The organism is Blautia hydrogenotrophica DSM 10507 (assembly GCF_034356035.1).
Classification (GTDB): domain Bacteria; phylum Bacillota; class Clostridia; order Lachnospirales; family Lachnospiraceae; genus Blautia_A; species Blautia_A hydrogenotrophica.
Window position 1 is genome coordinate 3,482,467 of sequence record NZ_CP136423.1, and the last position, 20,431, is coordinate 3,502,897.

Here is a 20,431-nt window from a genome sequence, read left to right on the forward strand (position 1 = left end):
GTGTTGTAGAGAACCTTTTTTCAAAGATATCTCTAAATGGATTTTTCGAAACACCCGGACAGATCTTGAAAGAGCTCCTGATACCTTTCATAGCCTTCCTCATAGATCTTCTGATTATCCAGATTCGGCTCCGTACGTTCCTTCACCGCAACCATATTCTCCACTGCTTCTTTTAGATTTCCAAAAATCCCCACCGCCTTGCCCGCCAGAATCGCCGCTCCAAGGGAAGCTGCTTCCACGGAAGTCACGGTTTCCAGAGGTATCTGACAGATATCGGATTTTATCTGATTCCACACCGGACTCTTAGAACCGCCGCCAAGACTTCGGATTTCTTTTACCTGAATCCCCATATCCCCCAGGGAATCTATATTTCTTTTGACGATATACCCCAAAGACTCCATGACTGAACGCATAAAATGTGCTCTGGTATGTTGGAGTGTAAAACCGAACCAGACGCCTTTTGCCTTCGCGTTCACGTCCGGCGCATTAGAACCTGCCAGATGAGGAAGCATTACCAACCCCTCGCTCCCGGCCGGAACCTTGGCAGCTTCTTTGCTAATCATATTATAGGCATCGTCCACCCCGAGCTTCTGGGCTTCCATCTCAATGGGACAGAACCTATCCCGGAACCATCTCAAAGTCATCCCGCCGTTGGTGAACGTGTGAATCATATAGGTGTCAGGAACCGCAAAATAGTGAAGAGGCATTCTGCGGTTAGGGTCAAACACTGGACGGGATACCGGCGCACAGATGGCCAAAGCTGCTCCGATCGTCTCTGAAAACATACCTTCCTCGCAGTTGCCGGCTCCGATCGCCCCTGCCGCCTGGTCCAAAGCCCCGGTGCAGACTGTAAGATTTCCGGGAAGTCCCAGCTCCTGTGCAGCTTCTTTGGTGATTTGGCCAATAGCCTCACCGGATTCATACACCGGCGGAAACTGCTCTTTTCTTACCCCCAAATAGTCCAGCATTTCCTTCCAGTAGCATTTCTGTATGATATCCCAGTAGGTGGAAGAGCACACTAAAGACCCTTCTGTCGCAAACTTCCCGGTCATCCGGTAAATGAAGTAATCCTCGATTAACAGAAATTTATCGGTTTTCTCGAATATCTCCGGTTCATGTCTTTTCACCCAGAGGATTTTCGATGCTGGCCAACAAGGTTCAAAACTCACCTGTCCAGTTACCTGAAAGCATCTTTCGTCCGTGAACGTTTCTTTCAGCATCTTTGCTTCCTCTGCCGCTCGATTGTCCATCCACACGATGGCGTTTCTCAAAAGCCTGCCTTCTTTATCCATAAAGAAAAGTGTCTCACCCTGCGCAGAGATTCCCAGCGCTATCTCATCATCTTCATGAATCGGATGAATTTCTTTTAATTCTTTTACCGCCTCTTGAAAGGCAGACCAATACACTTCCCCCGCTTCCTCCACATAGTTCACCTGAGGCGTAATCAGGGAATACTCCTGTGTGGATACCGCCAGCAGTTTTCCGGCAGTATCAAACAGCGCCGCCTTCAATGCGGTGGTTCCAATATCCAGTCCTATCAGTAGTTTCATCTCGTCCTCCTGTTTTCCATGTTTAAAACACGATTCTTGAAATGGCCGGCCTTTCTTAATCTCTGTGCTTATTCTAGCATAATATCCTCCCTCTCACGATTGTCATTCTTGTATAGGGCATTTCTTTTTTTGTCATCATTTTTTCAGGATATAAACAGCAAAAAAAGCCTGGAATTATTTCTTATAAAATCCAAGCCTTTTTTGTCTTATTCTAAAATAACTATATTTTTTACATTTCTTTTTTTGTCTTTTAGATTTCCGCAGCTGTCATCTCCATAGCCGATTTTTTCATGGCTGCCCCCACGTTAGTCCAGTAGTCCTTTAGGATGTCGAATTCATCCCCGATGCAGAAATGCTTCACGCCCATCTCTTTATATCTCTCGGCATCTTCCACATGGTAAATCTCCACACGCGGCTGTACGCCGTGGGCCAGAGCCACCTCAATGCAGTGTTTCTCGGCCGCCGCTACTTCCTCTTTGTGTTCACAGGTATTCCACCCCAGGCTCATGCAGTAGTCGGACGGGCCGAACTGAATCATGTCCACGCCTGGCACAGAACAGATTTCCTCGATATTGTCCACCGCCTCTTTTTTCTCGATCATGAATGCCTTCACCGCGCTGGCGTTCATCGCAGCGTATTCCATCTGTTTTGGTTCCGGGTTATATCCCAGCCAGCGTGCGTTCGGATATCCGAAACGGCCGCCGTAAGCAGGCGCTTCCGGAGATACTGCCGTTAAAGTTTCTCTTACCTGCTGCGCATTCTGATGATCGGTGAACAAAACCGCTTGAAATCCCATAGCAATCGCTTTTTGAGCCACAAAGAAACGATTCTGATAATCCACTTTAATCATGGAGCCGCATCCATGAAGCTCACAGGCTCTCACGAAGTTCTCCAGCTCCGGCAGGGTGTATGGCGCATACTCCGCCAGGAATTCAAAATAGTCAAAATTCCCTGTGGCTGCCGCCGCTTCTACAGTAGTCCCCCAGGTACTCCAAATTCTGGTATTCACCGTTGGTTTTCCTTCCTTCAATAACCTGCGGATTTTATTTTCCATTGTCACCATCTCTTATCCTCCTGATTCTTCCTTTCTATTCTCTGAAACCTTCTATTCTCAAATTTTAAGACCCGCGTCCGCGTGCCGCCGACGAAAAGCTCCCGCGTCACTGACGTTCCGTCTTATGTTCTCTCAAAAAGCTACCGTCCACCTTCAACTCTCCTCCAATAGCCATCAAATCCTCTGTCAGAGTCTCCGGAAGCACCACGCCTTCCTTCAAATTGATAAGTTTACTTGTATACTCAATCTCTCCTGGATACTTCGCATCACCGGCGCCTTCCTTCATAGGAATCTGGTGCAGGCGGTCAATGTAATTCTCTGCCGTCTCCTGGAATTCTGCCAGGTCGCGGAATGCAGAGATGTTGATACAGCCGAAGCACTGGCTGGAAAGCTCTGGTACATCCGGCAAATCCTGATTGTTGATATCCGGCGAGAGCACCCCACCGGAGAGCAAAGTCGCGAACAATTCCACAATCAAGGCAATGCCAAAGCCCTTATGCCCTGCCATGGGCGTCATCATATAACAGTCTTCCACTTTCGTCGTATCATTTCCATTTTTGTCCAGCATCCAACCGCTGGGAATCGGCTTTCCTCTCTTTGCCAAGTCTTTGCATTTTCCGAGGGCTACGCCGCTGGTCGCCATGTCTACGCAGAACTCCGGATACTTTTCCCCCGCCTTGAAAGCCACCGCGAAGGGATTGTTGCCCATGAACGGCTCTTTGCAGCCTGGAGGGCCCATGGTCAAATCTGTCGTGGAACACGCGAATCCGATCATATCATTTCCTGCCAGTTTCAGAGCCCAGTGCGCTCCCATACCGAAATGGTTGCTGTTTCGAACCACCACCATACTCATCAAAGCCGTTTTCGCCTTTTCGCGGGCAATGGCCACCGCCTTCTCTCCCGCTAAAGCTCCTAAGCCGCCCTGTGCGTCAATCACCGCACTGTTGGTAGTCTCTTTTACCACCGGATAAGCGCTGGTCTTAGACGCTCCGCCCTTTTGAATCTTCTCCAGATAAGGAACTGTACGAAGCACTCCATGGCTGCGCACATTTCTCAGATCTGCATGTACCAGAAGCTCTGAGACCGCCTGGGCATCCGTCTGTGCCAGCCCTGCCGCCAAAAACAGCTTCGTCGTATATTCTTTTAATTTACCGGAATCTACCACATAGTTCTGCATTTCACCCGTCTCCTTCTTTTTGCTTATTCATTTTTGTTACTGCTATTGTAGCTCTGCTTCCCTTTTTCAGCCATACTTAATCTTGCATAGAACCTTTCCTATTTTGTCCTGTGACTCCCGATCGTTTGACATCCGGCAATGTTTCCCATACAATATTCCTAATCTTACATTCCATGAAAAAGGAGGCCGTCCTATGAGCAGCTCATTATTTTTATCCCAGCGTTCCCTCTATGAGGATGATTACAGCTGTATTCTGAGGAATCCTCAGAATGAATTTAACTATGGACTTCATTACCATGATTTCTACGAATGCGTCCTCTATCTGGGAAACGCAGGCATCTTCCGCATTGAAGATCAGGAGTACCTGATTAAGCGGGGAGATATCGTTCTGATTGATATGTTCAAGCCCCACACCCTCACCTACAACAAAAACTACTTCTACGAGAGGTTCAGCCTGTCCATCAACTTAAGCTTACTGATCTCCTTCAGCACCTCCCGTTCCAACCTGCTGGACGTATTTCACAACTGCAGCGACCGTCTCCCGGTCTACCACCTGAGTCAGGAGCAGCTGCAAAAATACCTGACTCTTCTGGACAAGTATCGAAAGATCAAGCTGGAAAATGGAAAGGACATCTTAGAAAAAGCGCTGATTCATCAGCTTCTGGCCTATATCTACAGCGACTGCTACCGCGGCCGCCACATTGATGAAAAAGAAGCCCAGCACGCCCAGACCATCGCCGCCCTCCTGAAATATATCAATACCCATTTAAATGAGGAAATTACCCTGGAGCAGCTGGCCGCCGAAGTAAATTACAGCGAATACTATGTAAGCCGTCTTTTCCGGAAAATCTCCGGCAAAACTCTGACGAACTACATACAGGAAAAGCGAATTGAGGAAGCCTCCTGTCTGATTCGCGGCGGACTTCCCATCAACCAGGCGGCTGAACAGGTTGGCTTTAACAACTATAGCTATTTTTATAAGACCTTCAAGAAAATCATCGGCTGTAATCCTGCCGACTACCAGGCGCGTTATTGATTCACCACATTCACTGGTTTTCCCGCCAAAAACGCCCGGATGTTCTCTGCGGTAATGTCCATAATCCTTTGCCGAGACGCCTGGGCCGCCCAGGAGATGTGCGGCGTGATAAAACAGTTCTTTGCTGTGAGCAGAGGATTATCCCCCTTGATCGGTTCTGTGGACACCACATCCAGACCGGCCGCGTATACCTTTCCACTGTTTAAGGCATCCGCCAGGTCCTGCTCGTTTACCAGCTGCCCGCGGCTGTTATTGATGAGAATCACGCCGTCCTTCATCTTTTCAATATTCTCTCTGTTGATCATCCCTTCCGTATCCGGAAACAGCGGACAGTGCAAAAAGATCACGTCTGACTGGGCAAGCAGCGTGTCCAAATCCACATATTCTGCCAGCGCTTTCCCAGCGTCGCTTGGATGTGCGTCAAAAGCCAGAACCTTCATATCCATAGCGTTTAGAATTTTAGCCGTTGCCTGGCCGATTCTCCCCAGACCGATGATTCCGGCCGTCTTGCCGTAGAGCTCGATCATCGGATAATCCCAGTAGCACCAATCTGGATTCTTCTCCCATTTTCCTTCTCTTACTGTCTGGGCGTGATGTCCGTAATGGGAACAGATCTCCAACAGCAGACCTACCGCGTACTGTCCTACAATCTGCGTACCGTAGGTGGGAACATTCACCACGGAAATTCCCTTCTCCTTTGCATAGGCACAGTCCACCACGTTATATCCTGTAGCCAGGACCGCAATGAGCTTCAGTCCTGGGCACTGATCTATGGTCGCCCTAGTGATGGGTGTCTTGTTGACTACCGCGATTTCGGCATCCTCAAGCCTCTGGGCTATCAGCGGAGAATCCTCATAGGAGGTCCTGTCATAGACCGTCACCTCCCCGAGCTTTTCCAGTTCCTCCCAGCTTAAATCTCCCGGGTTCTCTGTATATCCGTCCAATACCACAATTTTCATGACCTTCTTCCTTTCTCTGCTCTTCATCCTTTAAAAAGTCACCATCTTTACCTTCAGATATTTGCACAGAAGGGCCATCAACTCTCTGTGATCTCCTTCTTTCACCAGCAGGTGATGGTCCATTCCCACTCTCATCAGGCTGTCCACCGCTTCACTTGCCTTTTTGTCAAGCTGCAGTTTCACCAGCAGCTTTTCTCCTCCGTCTATCCATTCCTGCTCCTCTGCCTTTATCACCCGACCTTTTTCCACCAGCATCTGGTATCCGTCGTGTCCATTTCCCTGGATACTCGATACAGTCACCTGGGCCATCTCCCGCAGCGGCAGTCCCACAAAACAGCCTTTTTCTCCGCTGGGGGAAATCTGTACCTTGCTCACATCTTCCGCCAGAGAATGTGCTGTGCTCCCCTCGTGGGCCAAAGCCAGAATCCGATTCTCATCATCCATACTTCCCACTTCACCGAGAGCAGTCGCTCCGCCTTTCGCAGCCAAATTCAGCATATACATCACCATGGTATGGCCGACGTCTCCTTCTGTGTCCACGATGATCCCCTCATCCGCCAGCCAGCTGGAAGGCAGATTCATCTGCCCGCTGTAGAAGGGATAACACTCTGCCGCCAGAGCATCCAAAGAATATCTTTTCACCGTCTCCTTGACCGCCATATACACCTTAGTCATATGAAGCATGGTCTCTTCGCCTGCCAAAACTCTGCCCGTGCGTTTTTTCAGGCAGCCGTATACCTTCTTTGCCTCTTTATCAGAGATGCCCTCCGCCAGCTCCATGATTTCCTCCATCTCGATGTGCACCAGCGTAGGCCCGAATTTCTGAGAAAATTCCCACTCCTCATTGGTGGTATCCTGCGGCCCAGCCACTCTCCAGGTCTGTCTCGGTCCCACCAGGGCCAGCTTCATGCTTTTTACTGCCTTTATAATCCGGCCCGCCTCCGCAATTTTTGCCGCCTTGTCCGCTGCCTTCGCATCGTCAGTAAGCCCGTATACATACTCATAAGGAATTCCATGGGTGGTAAGCGCGCTGCCAAAATGCTGAATACAGCCGATGGAGAAGGTCTCCGTGTAGGGCACCGCCCAGAATACCACCGGAACCGGAAGCTCATGTACCAACACATACAGCAGGGAGTCCGTCACCCAGGTGCTCAGAATAATCGTGAGGGAATCGATCTCTTGTTTTCTTAACTCCTTGCACACATCTATGGCGTCCGCCGCGTCCCAGACCACCTTGGCCCCCTCAGCTACTGTGATCTCTCTCTGTTCCAGGGAAGCCTTCGCCAGCGCTGCCAGCTCCTGCGCGCGCTGTCCGCCGCTTTCATACTGGCTGGCCACCACCACCAGACCTGTCTTTGCGTTTGTCATAGTCTTTTTCCCTCCTATCTCATGCCTGCTCTCTCAAAAAATCTGTAACTGCTTCCAGATTTTCTCTGAATGTTCCGTCTTTTACGAAATTCTTGGTAAACAAAGCGGAACCCATGGTGAAGTATGCGGGATTCATTTGTTTTACCAGTTTCATCCGTTCCTTTGAGCCGATGCTGCCCGCCAGTACCGTGGGGATGCAGCTTGCCTTGACGAAGGCGGCAGAGAGAACGTTTGCGTCCCCTTCCACATAACGGTAACCCAACAAGTCCACGCCTACCGCACCTGCTTTCTTAAATTTCTCCGCCTGTTCCAGCATATAATCGCAGGAGCCTTCCAAAATCGAAGGACTCTGGGATACCTTTCCCACAAAGGGGAAATACTTCAGATCTGTGGTCTTCACGTAGTCCATCACCGAGTCGTAGTAGATGGTTCCCAGCAAGCAGTCAAAGCCACATTCCACAGCCAGCTTCGCACCTCTTAGACACTCTTCCTCTGAATACGTCACCACTTCCAGATAGGTAGTCTTTCCTGCCTCCTTCATCATGGCGCAGAGCTCTTTCATCTTTCCCGGCTCTAATCCCACGTCTTTGAAGCCCCAGTTTTGAACCGGCAAGTCTTTGTTGGCTTCAAAAATCTCTTTTGCGTCTTCCACCGTCACGTCATTGTGTGTCAGCATTACGATTAACTTCTCTAACATCTCTTCATTCCTCCATATAAAAGATCAACTTAGCTTTTCGTTTATCTGAGGCTATTATAAATTTTCACCTCTTCAAAAACCATTCCGACTGTTGTCATTTATATTTCTTATTTTGCTCAGGAGAATGACGCAGACTTTCTTCCCCTATCCGCTGCGATTCCTCAGCCAGCTCACAGCTCTGCTATTCGCTGCCGTCTGTCGGCAGTATCTTCAAAAAGTATAAGCTGCGGATTGCTCCGCGCATCGCACTCCCGCAATTCTGACAGGCATTCGCACTCCGGCACATACGCCTGCGTGCTTATATAGAATAAAGTGGGCAAGCCCACTTCAACTCCCCCCCCCACCCCTCAATCTTTGAGGGGCGCAGTCCCACTTTGCGCGCCGCCGCAACACCGCCTTGCGGTGTACTACCTTATTACGGCGTGTGCATCCCTAGCAGAGCGTTTATGTAATAGGAAAGGGCTTTCACGCATTAGCGTGACAAGGTCTTTCCTATTACATAAAAAAGAGCTTCTGCGCAATGCAGAAGCTCTCCTGATTTTTTATTTTGTTCACTATATTTCTTATTTTGCCTTTTAGACGCATCGGCCTCCTGTCTTTTTCAACTTTACGAACCCGCATATATTGATGCAAGAGTCTATTTCTTTCGTCATCGCCTCTCGCCTCCGGTCTCGATGAACCCTTCTCCAAATACCTGGTTCGTCTCAGTCAGCATAACAAACGCGTCCTCGTCTACCTCATGTACGGCTTTTTTTACCGTGTATGCCTGCGAACTGGAGCAGGCGCACATAATTACATCCCGTTCTTTCTGGGTATAAGTTCCCATGGCTCGGATTGCTGTAGAACCTCGTCCAGTGATCTCTCCGATTTTCTCCGCCACATCAAGGCCATGATTGGTGATAATAATCGCCAAAGTACCTGACCCCATGCCGTACATAATTTTATCAATCACAACAGAAGTCACAAAGGTTGCTGCCAATCCGTACAGCACAGAATCTACATTTCCGAACACTGGCCATCCAAGGAGAATGACCACCAAATCTATCGTCATCGTCACAAAACCGATGGACAGATGCGGACGCAGAACCTTAATGGACATCGTAAGAAAATCTGTCCCGCCTGAGGAAGACCCTCTCATATAAAACATCGCAAGTCCTGCTCCCAGAAAAACACCAGAATACAAAGCCGCCAAGAATGGTGAACCTGTATAAGCTGGTGTGTATGGGAAGATGACATCCAAACAAATCGTACAGATAATCATCGTGCGGGCCGTCTTGAACATGAACTTTCTTCCCACAATCTTATAGCTGATTAGCACAAACGGAATATTCAAAATCAAAGTCATTATACCGATGGGAATCCCCCACAGATAGTTTATAATAAGAGCGAGGCCGGACAAACCTCCCGGTGCAAAGTTCGCCATTTTGGCGAAGGTGTAGATACCTATTGAATATAGGACACTCCCACCAATATCACACAGCAAATCCATCACAACATTTTTTACAGCATTTTTGTCTCTCATTTTGCCAACCTCACTCCCTTTTCTTCACTACATACTTGCAGCCACCCTTCTATTTTTGACTCGTTTGACACGGTTACCTGAACCAGAGATGCGAAACAGCAATATGGTCACAATCAAAAGTACAACTTGAATTCCCAGTGCTAAATACAGATTTTCAGTAAAGCCAATCACAAGAAATCCCAAGGCTGCGATCATACCTGAATACAGTGCATAAGGCATCTGTGAAACCACATGGTCCACATGGTTACATTGAGCTCCTGCACTAGAGAGTATCGTCGTATCGGAAATTGGCGAACAATGGTCGCCAAATACTGAACCGGACAATACGGCCCCCAGGCAACAGAATACCATCTGATCCTGCATTCCCAGTGCTTGCGTCATCTGTACGCTGATCGGCAGCATAATTCCGAACACACCCCAGGAAAATCCTGTTGCCAAGGCCATGACACTAGAAAGCACAAACAGCAGAAATGGCAGCATTACAGCCGGAACTGCATATTTTACAATCAACCCTGACAGGAACGTTCCCGTCTCCATAGCAGAAATCATATCAATCAATACCCATGCAAACAACAGAGCCATAGTTGCCCCAGCCACTGCTCGCACGCCTTCTTTTGCCACCTTCAGAGGATGGTGTCCATGCAGTCTGTAGTAACGGACTCCACAGTAAGCCAACGCCGTCAGACAGCCGATAAACAGAGCCAAATACGTGGATGCATTTTCCAGAATCTGAAAGATGTTAAAGCTTTCTGCTTTCACAAAGCCGGTCACATACATCATCGCCATACTCACAAAAGCCAAAAGTAAGATAGGAACCACCAGGTCAGAGGCTTTCTCCTCTCCTTCTTTTTGTACCATTCCCTCATCCTTGCGGCTCTGAGCAGCTTTGCGGTAAATAGACGCCACATCATTCATTTTCCCTACATTAATATTAAACCCTGCGCTGAAAATAACAACCCCTAAAGCAAAAATTGCATAGAAATTATATGGGATTGTGCTGATAAATTGATTCAGCGGAGCAGCCGTTGGCGGCAATAATACTGCATAAAGAGCGATGATGTATGCTCCCCAACTCGATAGTGGACAGATAGAGCATACCGGAGCACTGGTAGAGTCGATCAGATAAGCCAGTTTTTCCCTGGATACCTTATATTTATCTGTCAGGCTTCTGGACACTTCACCTACTGTCAGTGCATTAAAATAATCATCTATAAAAATAAGTATGCCCAAAACAACGGCTACCATCTGCGCCATAGCAGCATTTTTCACATGTTTTTGAGCCCATCTGGCAAAGCCTACTGTTCCACCGTTTTTTTCAATAAATGCCGTAATAATTCCCAGGCCCAAAATAAACAATATCAACAGAATATTATCTGTATTCACCGTCTTTCCGTCATAAAAGATTCCCACTGCAGTAGACACAATATCCTTGGCTGTGTCTGTCGGCTGAAGCTGATTCAGCAGCAATGCGCTGGCTACAATACCAGAGGAAATTGACAATAGAATTTTCTTCGTCGCAATTACCATAAGAATGACAATCAGAGGAGGTATCAAGGTATATACACTTCCGACCATATTTATTTACCACCTTTCTCCGCTATCGGCAGCTCTCTTCCAAAATCATTTCTCCGTTACGTATCACACATCCGCTCTCCAGCACCTCATCTGTCTCGCCGGTCACCAGAGGACGGATAAACCTTTTCACCTGGCTGCTGATAAACTTAGAAGCCTCTCGATAATAAATACTGGGCGTGTGGTCCACACAGTAATGAATGACACCTTCCTCCACAAAAGTCGGTTGTGCATAATCTGTAGGTCTAGAAGTCTCCACTGCCCCGTGCTCATCACAGCTGACATCGACCAACAAAGCCTGCTGTTTCGCCTGTCTTAGTTCCTTTCTGCTGATGATGTGATCTGTTCTCTTAGGGTCCCAGAGCACTGCATTTACAATAATATCGTATTGTCCGATATCTTTCCTGAGCTTTTCCTCATTTTTCCTTCCATACACAGTCACATAAGCACCTCCACGGACCAAAGCTCTGATCGCTCCCTGCGCAGTGTTCCCTCTTCCTATCACCGCTGCCTTTTTTCCTTCCGGTAAAATTCCGCAGCACTGACATCCATGATTCACAGCGGCTTCTCCCGCCAATTCATTATTACGGTAAAACACTTGCATACCGTCTTCCATCATCTCTTCCCAAGCATAGACCTCAAAATGTTTTTTCAACAAGAGATTTTTTACATTCTCACACACATGGGGATGCACCCACCCAAAAATTGTTCTCCCTTCTTGGAGATCCTCTAAATATTCGGCATCACCTGCCTTGGGATCACAGATGATATCACACTTATTTAAAATCTCCTCACGTGATAAAATCTTCGCACCTCTCGAGAGATATTCCTCATCAGAAACTCCCATTCTACTCGCATATCCCTTCTCAAAGACAATTTGTGAAGCAATATCCGACAGTTTATCCAAGTCTTCCGGAAGAAGCGCAATCCTTCGTTCATTTTCTTTATGGCTATTCACAAACCCTATCGTTCTCATGTCAGCAACCTCGCTTTTTAATGATTTGCAATAGTTATATCACTTCAAGCGGAGATTACAACCACTTTAATGCTTATTTAATTTCATAAACTTTTTTTTAATTCTTCCCTCATATATGTCAAATCTACCCTGCAATTTTTAGGACTTCTGACCCCAAAACAGCAAAAATCTTATCCTTATTTGGTTGTTTTTCCTCCTTTAACTCACTGCATTCTGTACAGAATCTCCACGAAATTTCTGTTTGCGGACACAAAATACACATACTACAAATAAAACTGCCGCAACTACGGTAATGCCTGCAAAGGCAAAATCAATCCCTGCGGCGTTAGCTGCCACACCCTTCTGACTGCTAGTCAGCTCTGTGACTTTGCTCATAACAGCCACAAAGACCGCCGAGCCAAAAGCACCGCTTATCGTGCGCAGCGATGTCAAAAGCGCGGTTCCATGAGCTGTATTTTCTGGTCCAAGCACACTCATTCCCCAGGTCACAACCGGCATCATAATGCAGCCAATGGCGATCAGCCTCAGGATATAGACCGATGCTATATAGAATACGGAGGTATCCGCATTCACAAATACAACGCCAAAACAACTCAGCAGCATCAGAAGGCTCCCGCCCACCACCAGCTTACGGATTCCGAACTTATCGTAAAATCTCCCGGTAAACGGGCTGATTAAAGCCATCACCAAAGAGCCCGGCATCATGATTAAACCGGAAACCGTCGCAGATTTGCCGCAGACCGTCTGGATATAAATGGGAAACAACGTGGAACCTGCCATCATCACAGCATAGAGCAGCATACTGATTATCACCGCCAGCAGATAATCCTTCACCTTCAATACCCGCAGCTCCAAAAATGGCGTTTCCAGCCGCAGCTGTCTTCTGCTAAAGAGCACCAAAGCTGCTGCCCCCACCAGCAGAGGAAATCCCACTTGAAGGCTTATAAAGTCAGCAGCCCCTAAATTTCCAAGTCCGAGTAGAATTCCGCTAAAGCTGACCGTGCAAAGCAGCATAGAAAGTATATCAAAGCTCTGGTATTCTGTCTCTGTGATATCTCTCATCACCTTCAGCGCCATCAAAATATCGACAGTCACAATCACAAGAACGATCTCAAAAATAGTCCTCCAACTCCATAGATCAATGATGATGCCTGCCAGCGTAGGAGCCACGACAGGAGCTGCTCCTACTGCCAGACCATAGATTCCCATCACAGTTCCTCTTTGCTCCACCGGGTATATAGTCAGGACCACTACCTGAGTCATTGGAAGTACAATTCCATTTCCCATCGCCTGCATAACTCTAGCCACCATCAGAAGCGAGAATGTAGGCGTCACAATTGCCAGTAACGTACCTGCCGCGAACAGAGTCACCGCACTTAAAAATAATTTTCTGGTAGGAAAACGTTTTATCAAGTAAGCCGTTGCGGGCACCATAATTCCCACTGTTAGGCTGTAGACACTGGTAAGCCACTGAGCCGTTGCAGCCGAGATCGAGAGGTCTCTCATCATGGACGGCAGAGCAGTCGTCAGGGCAGTCTGGAGCAGAGAAGTTCCTATGGATGAAACCAAAAGAACTGCAAAAGTCAGGTTTCTCTGTTTTTTCGTCATATTCATGTCAATCTCCCCCTTGTCTCTTGTTCTTATCCTTGTAGTAGGATACAATCCGTCTGCGGATTCTCAGATAGTTTACCGCGTCCTCCTTACCTAACATCTCCAGCAATTCTCTGACACTTAGGGAAAAGTTATCATGCATGGTCTGATGATAAGCCTCCCCTTCGGGCAAAACCCTCACAAGCGTCTGCCGATGATTTTCAGGATCTTCGAAACGCTCCAAAAAGTTTCGTTCTTCCAATTTTTTCAGGACTGCCGCGACACGAGCGGAAGTAAGGTTCAGCTCTTGACTGATCTCCTTTGGATTCACGTTACACCGACGCTGCATAAGATAAGAAAGAACAAGGTTCTCCCCCTTCGTAGTCTCAAAAATCGTGCTAAGCTCTTTCAGCTTCGCAATTTCGTATTGAATATCTCCAAATTCATAAATCAACTTCTGGTAATCCAAGTTTCTTCATCTCCTAATCTTTTTATTTTAAATCTAGCTTCTACAAATAGCTAACACTATTAGCAATCTGGTTTTGTATTCTATCATGTTCTTACGATGAGCGCAACTGTTTTTTTCATCTATAATCAGATATGGCAACTCGCCTTTTGGACAGCGTATCCTCTTGTATCTTTCCCCGGCTTTGTATTTGAGACTCTTGTCCTTTTCACCTTTCCTGTGATATTATTTTTCATAGGTATTATACGAAAATAAATATTCCAATGAAGGAGGTATCACATCATGTCTAAACACCCTGCTTCTGTCTTTGATCAAATGATAAATGACATCCTGAATATACCGTTAGGCGGACAAATGCTGGAAGAATGTATGCCCGCCGGCCCATCTCGGCGTGGCGCGGCGTCTCGGACAAAAATTATGCAGAAGGTTCCACTGCGTTACCGCCTGATCGCTCTAGGATTCATCAAAAAAGAATCTCTCTCCCAGCTCAACGAGAAATTGTCCCAGGAAGGATGCGCCCAGCTGTATTCTCGAAGTCTCTGGGAAGCCAGCCTGATTTTCGCGTTCCTAAACCGTCTCTCTTACCAAGAGTGGAAAGAGCTCCAGGACATATGCAGCTCCATCCTGGATACGAACCAATCTGAAGAAAATTATTTTGAAAAGCATATCACCTTATCTGAATTAGAACGATATCTGGAATCCAACTCACAAAAAGACTCCGCTGATCTTCGGACCGAACATCTGACCCAGGTATTGAACCAGAAAATCTCCCAGCTTGGAAGCTCAAAAGAAGATTTCCGACAATTTTTGGACGCTAATCTGAGGTCTTTTAGCCCAGTGCGCGAGAAAGCCCGCTATTACTTCTGCAAATATCTGTATTTCTATCTCAGACAGAAGATAGAAGACTTTCTAGTTTCTCAGAATTCTTCCATGAACTCTACAAAAGCTCTATCCGAACTCTCTGTGTTCAAAGGAATCACACAGCTGAAGAGAAAGAAAATGTCCATCAATGAAATCCGGGATTTTCTCATGCATACAGGAATCTCCTGCCGGGAAATCTTCGACAGCCTCAATTATTTCTATTTCGGCTACATTTCATTGGACTGGCTGGAAGTCCTGATGGAATACTATGGGAATATTAACGCTCTCTCCGACCTACAAAGGCAAAAACTGGCCGAGTCACTCCGCCATTATGACCCCAAACTAAAAAAACTCAGCGATCAGGAAATTCTTAGCCTGAAGCTGAGACAGATGCAAGAAGAAGAGGACCGTCTCGACAGCATCTATTCTCTGGACGGAGACAGTCGAGGGTATCAGCGTAACCGCTCCGGGGAAAACACCGTCCGCAAGTATATCAAAGGTACTTTGGATATAGACCGAACCACTTTCATCTGTTTTCTTTTATTTTTCAACCACTCCTGTCTCCTGCCGAAAGAGCTTGAAATCACTCCTGAACGCTTGAATACGATTCTCCTGGAATGTGGATTTCCAAAACTGACTGATAAGCAACCTTTTGACAGCTTTATCCTCAGTTACCTGACTAGTTCCACCCCGGAAGATCTTCTCATGGAAGAAGTTACCCGGTATGCCCAGAATGAGGAGAATTTCTTTTTCTACAATATGTATAAGGACTCCAAAAGCTATGAGCAAGAGTACAAAAAAATTATGGGATTAAATTAATCGGAAATTTTGAAAAAAGCCTCCATTAAAACAAATTTACACTCTTAATGCTGTAGACTAAACTCATCAAGATCAAGCAACGTTTTTGAAGGAGGAAATCTATATGAAAAGTAAAGTAATGAAATCTATTTTTTGCGGCGCCCTTGCTATGATCGCTGTGGGGTTCTCTTTCCAGCCTGAAAGCGTATCCGCCGATATGGGAAATTATAATTTCGTATCCATCGACTCAGGAGTTACAGACAGTATCACCGTTAACGGAATAACCGTAGAGGCTCTTTACCGCCCCTATGATTCCAGCGTAAACAGCGACTCCACTTACAGCTGTGCCGCCTTCGTAAAGCGCTTCTACAGCCAGGTGTACGGTCGCGATGTCTCCGGGCTGAATTCCACCACTTCCGTGCCTGTCATCGATTCAGGAAGCTTCCAGGCTACTAGTTCACCGAAAGTAGGGGATATCCTCCGCGACAATCAGAGCGTACACTGGGCAATTGTCAAAGAAGTCTCTGGCAACACCATCACAGTGATTCAGCAGAATGCCTGGAATGGAGATTACACCAAAGCATGGGTAGGAGCCACTGTCCAAAACGGGGATTCCAGGTATACCTTCTTCACCTGGAGCGAAAATACACAGTCCCAGACACCTGCCGGCAATTACACTGTCAACTACCAAAATCCCCAAATTCAGGAGACAACCGCTGTCCTCTCGGCCAAAGTTGACAATCCAAACCGGTATTCCGTAAGCCAGGTAGGCTGCTATCTCTGGGACGCCAATGATAATCTTTTGAAAAAACATGTAGAAAACTGTACTCGCCCTGAAAGCCGCTTTAATATGTGGTACGACGTGCAGGGAGAACTCGGCATTTCCCTGACTCCGGGAACTACTTACAAATATCAGTTCTTCGTTGTTCAGGACGGCATCGAATATCCCGGTTCCGTACAGACCTTCACTACCTCTGGCCAGGCCCCTCTCACCCAGACAGTTTCCGGCAAAGCCCCTGTCTCCACCGCTGACACCGACGCTGTCACCACCACAGACGATGAAATCAGCAGAAGTATCGGAAAACTCAATGAGCTCTACGGCTGGTCCAAGGAGCAAATGCTAGAATGCTTGGAACCGGCTTATAAAATAAGCGAGGACGGAAATACCTATTATATTCCCGTTCAGACTTTAATGGACCGGCCCGCATCTTTGATTCTAACCCTTACCGATGACAGGATTGTCAGAGTGCAGTGGCGTTACGAATATTCCAGCAACTCAGACACCGCTTTGAAACAGTGTAAGGCTTTCTATAAACAGATTTATACCGAGGCCGACAGAAACATGGACAGCAGCCGTTACAGTTACTGCGAAAATTCAAAGAATATCACCAGCCTCTATAATGAGGAGCTTTCTCTGGTGAAGGACTACAGCGGAGAACGTCCATACATTTCTATTACCATAATGAATCAACTATCTTCCATTTTCGAATGATAAATCTACATATCCCATCTACCTTAAGAAGAGGGTGTTTTCCATCAGCTAAGCTGATGGAAAACACCCTCTTTTCTATATTTCGATTTATCCTTCGCTCTCGATAAATTCTCTTAACACCGCCTATCATATATTCACATGTTCATTGTTGGTGTGAACACCTGTGATGGAATACTCCACCCACTCAGCGATATTGACCGCATGATCCCCGATTCTCTCAAAATACTTGGCTGCCATCAGCAAATCCAGAGAGGCTTTCGCATCAATATCTCTTTGATAGATCAGATTCATGATCTCTTCTTTCACTTGCTCAAACAATCCATCTACTTTGTCGTCCGCCTGAATCACTTTTTTGACCAGTTCTTCGTCTCCTTTGACAAAGGCTTCCACACTGGCATTCACCATCGCTTTTGTGGCTTCTGCCATCTCTCCCAGAGATACTTTACTTTGAAGTGTCTGATCTCCGATATACCGGGACAGTTCTGCGACATCTGCCGCCTGATCTCCGATTCTCTCCATGTCTGATACCATTTTCAGCGCTGCCGAGACTGTTCTTAAATCTCTAGCCATTGGCTGTTGATGAAGAAACAGACGCATACAGAGATCCTCAATCTCTCGCTCCTTGCGGTCAATCGACGCATCCCGTCTGAATACTTCCTTTGCCAGCTGATCGTTGCCTCCAAACAGAGCCTTCGTCGCCAGAGCAATCGCCTGTTCACATAGGTTTCCCATCTCTGTGACTTCCCGATGTAACTGTTCCAGCTGTTCCTCAAATTGTTCCCGCATCCGCATTTAACCAAACCTCCCTGTGATATAGTCTTCTGTTCTCTTATCCTTTGGCATTGAAAAGATCTGGTGAGTGTCATGAAACTCAACCACTTCTCCTAAGAGAAAGAAAGCTGTCTTGTCAGAAATCCTGGCCGCCTGCTGCATATTGTGCGTCACCATAATAATCGTGTAATCTTTCTTTAGCTGAACTGCCAAATCCTCAATTTTTGTCGTAGAAATTGGGTCCAAAGCACTGGTTGGCTCATCCATCAGCAATACTTCTGGCTGAACTGCCAGCGCCCTCGCAATGCAAAGTCTCTGTTGCTGACCCCCGGACATTCCCAGCGCACTGGATTTTAGGCGGTCTTTTACTTCATCCCAGATCGCTGCATCCCTCAGAGATTTTTCGACAATCTCATCCAGTTTTCCCTTTGAGCGGATTCCATGAGTCCTAGGGCCATAGGCAATGTTGTCATAGATGCTCATGGGAAACGGATTCGGTTTCTGAAAGACCATTCCCACCCGCTTTCTAAGAAAGTTTACATCCATATTCCCGTAGATATCTTCCCCATCTAAAGTAATATCTCCAGTAATCCTACAGCCTTCTACAAGATCATTCATACGATTCAGAGATTTCAGCAGTGTAGACTTTCCGCATCCAGAAGGTCCTATAAACGCCGTAATCTGTTTCTCAGGAAGCGCGAGCTCTACATCCTTTAACGCGTGGAAATCCCCGTAATATAAATTCATATTCTTTATCTCAATCTTTATGTTTTGCTTCTTTATATCCTGCATAGGTTCCTTTCCTCCGACTCAATGTTTCGCGATCTTAGCTGCAATTCGGCCGGATATCCAATTGATTAAAAGTACGATAACCAGCAGTACTACCGCTGTGGCGTATGCCTGGTTCATATAGAGTCCCTCACTGGCCAGAGAATACATATGCACTGCCAGCGTCCTTCCTGAACCCAGTAAATTTCCAGGAATCTGGGCCACAGTACCAGCAGTATAAATCAAAGCTGCCGTCTCACCGACAATTCTTCCGGTAGCTAAAATAACTCCGGCCAAAATCCCAGGAACCGCACTGGGGAGAACCACCTTAAAGATCGTCCGCAGTTTCCCTGCTCCTAGTCCAAAACTGGCCTCTCTATAGAAATCCGGCACAGATTTCAGAGCTTCCTCTGTGGTACGAATGACCAACGGAAGAATCATAATCACAAGTGTAAGGGAACCTGACAGAAGAGAAAATCCCCATTTCAACGCCGTCGTAAAAAACAGCAGTCCAAATAAACCGTAAATAATTGATGGAATTCCTGACAGTGTCTCCGTGGTAATCCGAATCAGAGATACCAGACGACTACCCCTGTTCGCATATTCCACCAAGAATATTGCCGCAAAAACACCAATCGGCACCGCAATCAAAAGAGAAAGCGCTGTAATAATCAAAGTGTTAACCAATGCAGGCATAAGCGACGCATTCTCTGTCGTATATTTCAAAGCAAACAAATCCGGTGTGAGATATCTGATTCCTTTTACCAGAATAAAAGCTACTAAAAAGATCAGTACACAGAAAGTAATCAACGCTGCCAGAAGTACCATCCCAGCCACAATCGCTGAAAATGGGTGTGCCTTATAGCCCTTTAGCTTCTGTCTCAGAGTCTGACTGTTTTTAGTTTCCATTTTCAGCCCTCCTGTTCAGCAAAGATACTGCTAAATTGATAATCAGGATGAAGACGAACAAGACCACTCCGGTAGCAATCAAAGCCTCTCTGTGCAGATCTGCCGCATAGCCCATCTCCAAAACGATATTGGAAGTAAGAGTTCGGATTCCCCGCAACAATCCCGCGGGCATTCTGGCCTGGTTGCCGGCTACCATAATCACTGCCATAGTCTCACCGATCGCTCTGCCGATTCCCAAAACCACTCCGGCGATAAGCCCAGATTTTGCCGCCGGAAGAATCGCACAAAAGACGCTGCGCTCATGGGTAGCCCCCAAAGCCAGGGAACCTTCATAATAAGAACCAGGAACACTTCGGATAGCCGATTCCGTCACTCCTACAATCGTCGGAAGTATCATAATCGCCAGCAGGATAGACGCCGTCAGCATGTTGCTTCCGTCCCGCCCTGTAATCTGCTGCATCGTCGGCACAATCATTACCAGGCCAAAGAAACCATATACTACAGACGGTACGCCTGCCATCAAAGAAACCGCTGACTGCAAAACCGGATACATCCTCTTAGGACAGTAATAAGCCAGGAACACAGAAGTCAAAAGTGCAATCGGCACTCCTAAGATAATCGCCCCTGCTGTCACATAGATGCTACCCAAAATCATAGGCAAAATTCCATAGATATCGTTGCTGGGCCTCCAGGTCTCCCCCAAAAGAAAGTCCGCCACTCCGATTTTACCGATGGCCGGTATTCCATTTGCAAAAAGGAATATACAGATAAACGCCACCGCCAAAACAGAAGTACAGGCTGCAATCAGGAAAACAATTTTCATTCCTCTTTCTTTTAACTGATTCATAGTCTCTCCTGTCCGCGA

18 protein-coding genes are annotated in these 20,431 nt (G+C 46.9%); 3 read left to right on the plus strand and 15 right to left on the minus strand.

Features of this window, described 5'->3' with window-relative positions; all coding sequences use genetic code 11:
• Positions 1–32: 32 nt before the first annotated feature.
• From BLHYD_RS16735 to BLHYD_RS16745, 3 genes are all read right to left on the minus strand, one after another.
• Positions 33–1,550 (minus strand): xylulokinase, encoded by a 1,518-nt coding sequence (locus tag BLHYD_RS16735; protein ID WP_005952165.1) that lies wholly within the window; start codon positions 1,548–1,550, stop codon positions 33–35.
• Positions 1,551–1,800: 250 nt separating this feature from the next.
• Complete coding sequence (locus BLHYD_RS16740; RefSeq protein ID WP_005952169.1) at positions 1,801–2,613, minus strand: HpcH/HpaI aldolase family protein; 813 nt, start codon at positions 2,611–2,613, stop codon at positions 1,801–1,803.
• A gap of 97 nt (positions 2,614–2,710) precedes the next feature.
• Entirely contained in the window at positions 2,711–3,781 is a 1,071-nt protein-coding gene (locus tag BLHYD_RS16745) for an Ldh family oxidoreductase (RefSeq protein WP_005952172.1), read from the minus strand.
• A 193-nt stretch (positions 3,782–3,974) separates the two neighbouring features.
• Between BLHYD_RS16745 and BLHYD_RS16750 the strand changes: the two genes are divergently transcribed.
• Positions 3,975–4,817, plus strand: a complete 843-nt coding sequence (locus tag BLHYD_RS16750) for a helix-turn-helix domain-containing protein (protein ID WP_005952174.1) — start codon at positions 3,975–3,977, stop codon at positions 4,815–4,817.
• Here BLHYD_RS16750 and BLHYD_RS16755 read toward each other — a convergent pair.
• The 8 genes from BLHYD_RS16755 to BLHYD_RS16790 all read right to left on the minus strand — a co-directional run bounded on the left by BLHYD_RS16755 (position 4,811) and on the right by BLHYD_RS16790 (position 13,970).
• Entirely contained in the window at positions 4,811–5,776 is a 966-nt protein-coding gene (locus BLHYD_RS16755) for a D-2-hydroxyacid dehydrogenase (RefSeq protein WP_040350904.1), read from the minus strand. The genes BLHYD_RS16750 and BLHYD_RS16755 overlap by 7 nt on opposite strands.
• A gap of 30 nt (positions 5,777–5,806) precedes the next feature.
• Positions 5,807–7,144: a hypothetical protein gene (locus BLHYD_RS16760; protein WP_005952178.1), complete on the minus strand. Its 1,338-nt coding sequence runs from the start codon at positions 7,142–7,144 to the stop codon at positions 5,807–5,809.
• A gap of 19 nt (positions 7,145–7,163) precedes the next feature.
• Positions 7,164–7,841, minus strand: a complete 678-nt coding sequence (locus tag BLHYD_RS16765) for a hypothetical protein (protein WP_005952180.1) — start codon at positions 7,839–7,841, stop codon at positions 7,164–7,166.
• Positions 7,842–8,490: 649 nt separating this feature from the next.
• A complete protein-coding gene (locus BLHYD_RS16770) occupies positions 8,491–9,363 on the minus strand; it encodes a YitT family protein (RefSeq protein ID WP_005952184.1) in 873 nt (290 codons plus the stop codon).
• 27 nt (positions 9,364–9,390) lie between these two features.
• Complete coding sequence (locus BLHYD_RS16775; RefSeq protein ID WP_021844344.1) at positions 9,391–10,938, minus strand: Na+/H+ antiporter NhaC family protein; 1,548 nt, start codon at positions 10,936–10,938, stop codon at positions 9,391–9,393.
• A gap of 22 nt (positions 10,939–10,960) precedes the next feature.
• Positions 10,961–11,911: a N(5)-(carboxyethyl)ornithine synthase gene (locus tag BLHYD_RS16780; protein ID WP_005952188.1), complete on the minus strand. Its 951-nt coding sequence runs from the start codon at positions 11,909–11,911 to the stop codon at positions 10,961–10,963.
• 198 nt (positions 11,912–12,109) lie between these two features.
• Positions 12,110–13,525 (minus strand): MDR family MFS transporter, encoded by a 1,416-nt coding sequence (locus BLHYD_RS16785; RefSeq protein WP_005952190.1) that lies wholly within the window; start codon positions 13,523–13,525, stop codon positions 12,110–12,112.
• A gap of 1 nt (position 13,526) precedes the next feature.
• Complete coding sequence (locus BLHYD_RS16790) at positions 13,527–13,970, minus strand: MarR family winged helix-turn-helix transcriptional regulator (RefSeq protein WP_005952191.1); 444 nt, start codon at positions 13,968–13,970, stop codon at positions 13,527–13,529.
• A 279-nt stretch (positions 13,971–14,249) separates the two neighbouring features.
• Between BLHYD_RS16790 and BLHYD_RS16795 the strand changes: the two genes are divergently transcribed.
• Together BLHYD_RS16795 and BLHYD_RS16800 are read left to right on the plus strand one after the other, a co-directional pair.
• Positions 14,250–15,647, plus strand: a complete 1,398-nt coding sequence (locus tag BLHYD_RS16795) for a hypothetical protein (protein ID WP_005952193.1) — start codon at positions 14,250–14,252, stop codon at positions 15,645–15,647.
• Between the two features lie 103 nt (positions 15,648–15,750).
• On the plus strand, positions 15,751–17,118 hold the full coding sequence (locus tag BLHYD_RS16800) for a hypothetical protein (RefSeq protein WP_005952195.1): 1,368 nt from the start codon (positions 15,751–15,753) through the stop codon (positions 17,116–17,118).
• 126 nt (positions 17,119–17,244) lie between these two features.
• Here the strand turns inward: BLHYD_RS16800 and phoU are convergent, their stop codons facing one another.
• From phoU to pstC, 4 genes are read right to left on the minus strand one after another with little or no spacing between them, the layout of a single operon-like run.
• Entirely contained in the window at positions 17,245–17,904 is a 660-nt protein-coding gene (gene phoU / locus BLHYD_RS16805) for a phosphate signaling complex protein PhoU (RefSeq protein ID WP_040350965.1), read from the minus strand.
• A 6-nt stretch (positions 17,905–17,910) separates the two neighbouring features.
• Positions 17,911–18,681, minus strand: a complete 771-nt coding sequence (gene pstB / locus BLHYD_RS16810) for a phosphate ABC transporter ATP-binding protein PstB (RefSeq protein ID WP_005952200.1) — start codon at positions 18,679–18,681, stop codon at positions 17,911–17,913.
• An 18-nt stretch (positions 18,682–18,699) separates the two neighbouring features.
• Positions 18,700–19,566, minus strand: a complete 867-nt coding sequence (gene pstA, locus BLHYD_RS16815; protein ID WP_005952202.1) for a phosphate ABC transporter permease PstA — start codon at positions 19,564–19,566, stop codon at positions 18,700–18,702.
• The gene (pstC, locus tag BLHYD_RS16820; RefSeq protein WP_005952203.1) at positions 19,556–20,413 is read right to left on the minus strand and encodes a phosphate ABC transporter permease subunit PstC; all 858 of its coding nucleotides are present in this window, start codon (positions 20,411–20,413) and stop codon (positions 19,556–19,558) included. The genes pstA and pstC overlap by 11 nt, the downstream gene beginning before the upstream one ends.
• Positions 20,414–20,431: the final 18 nt, after the last annotated feature.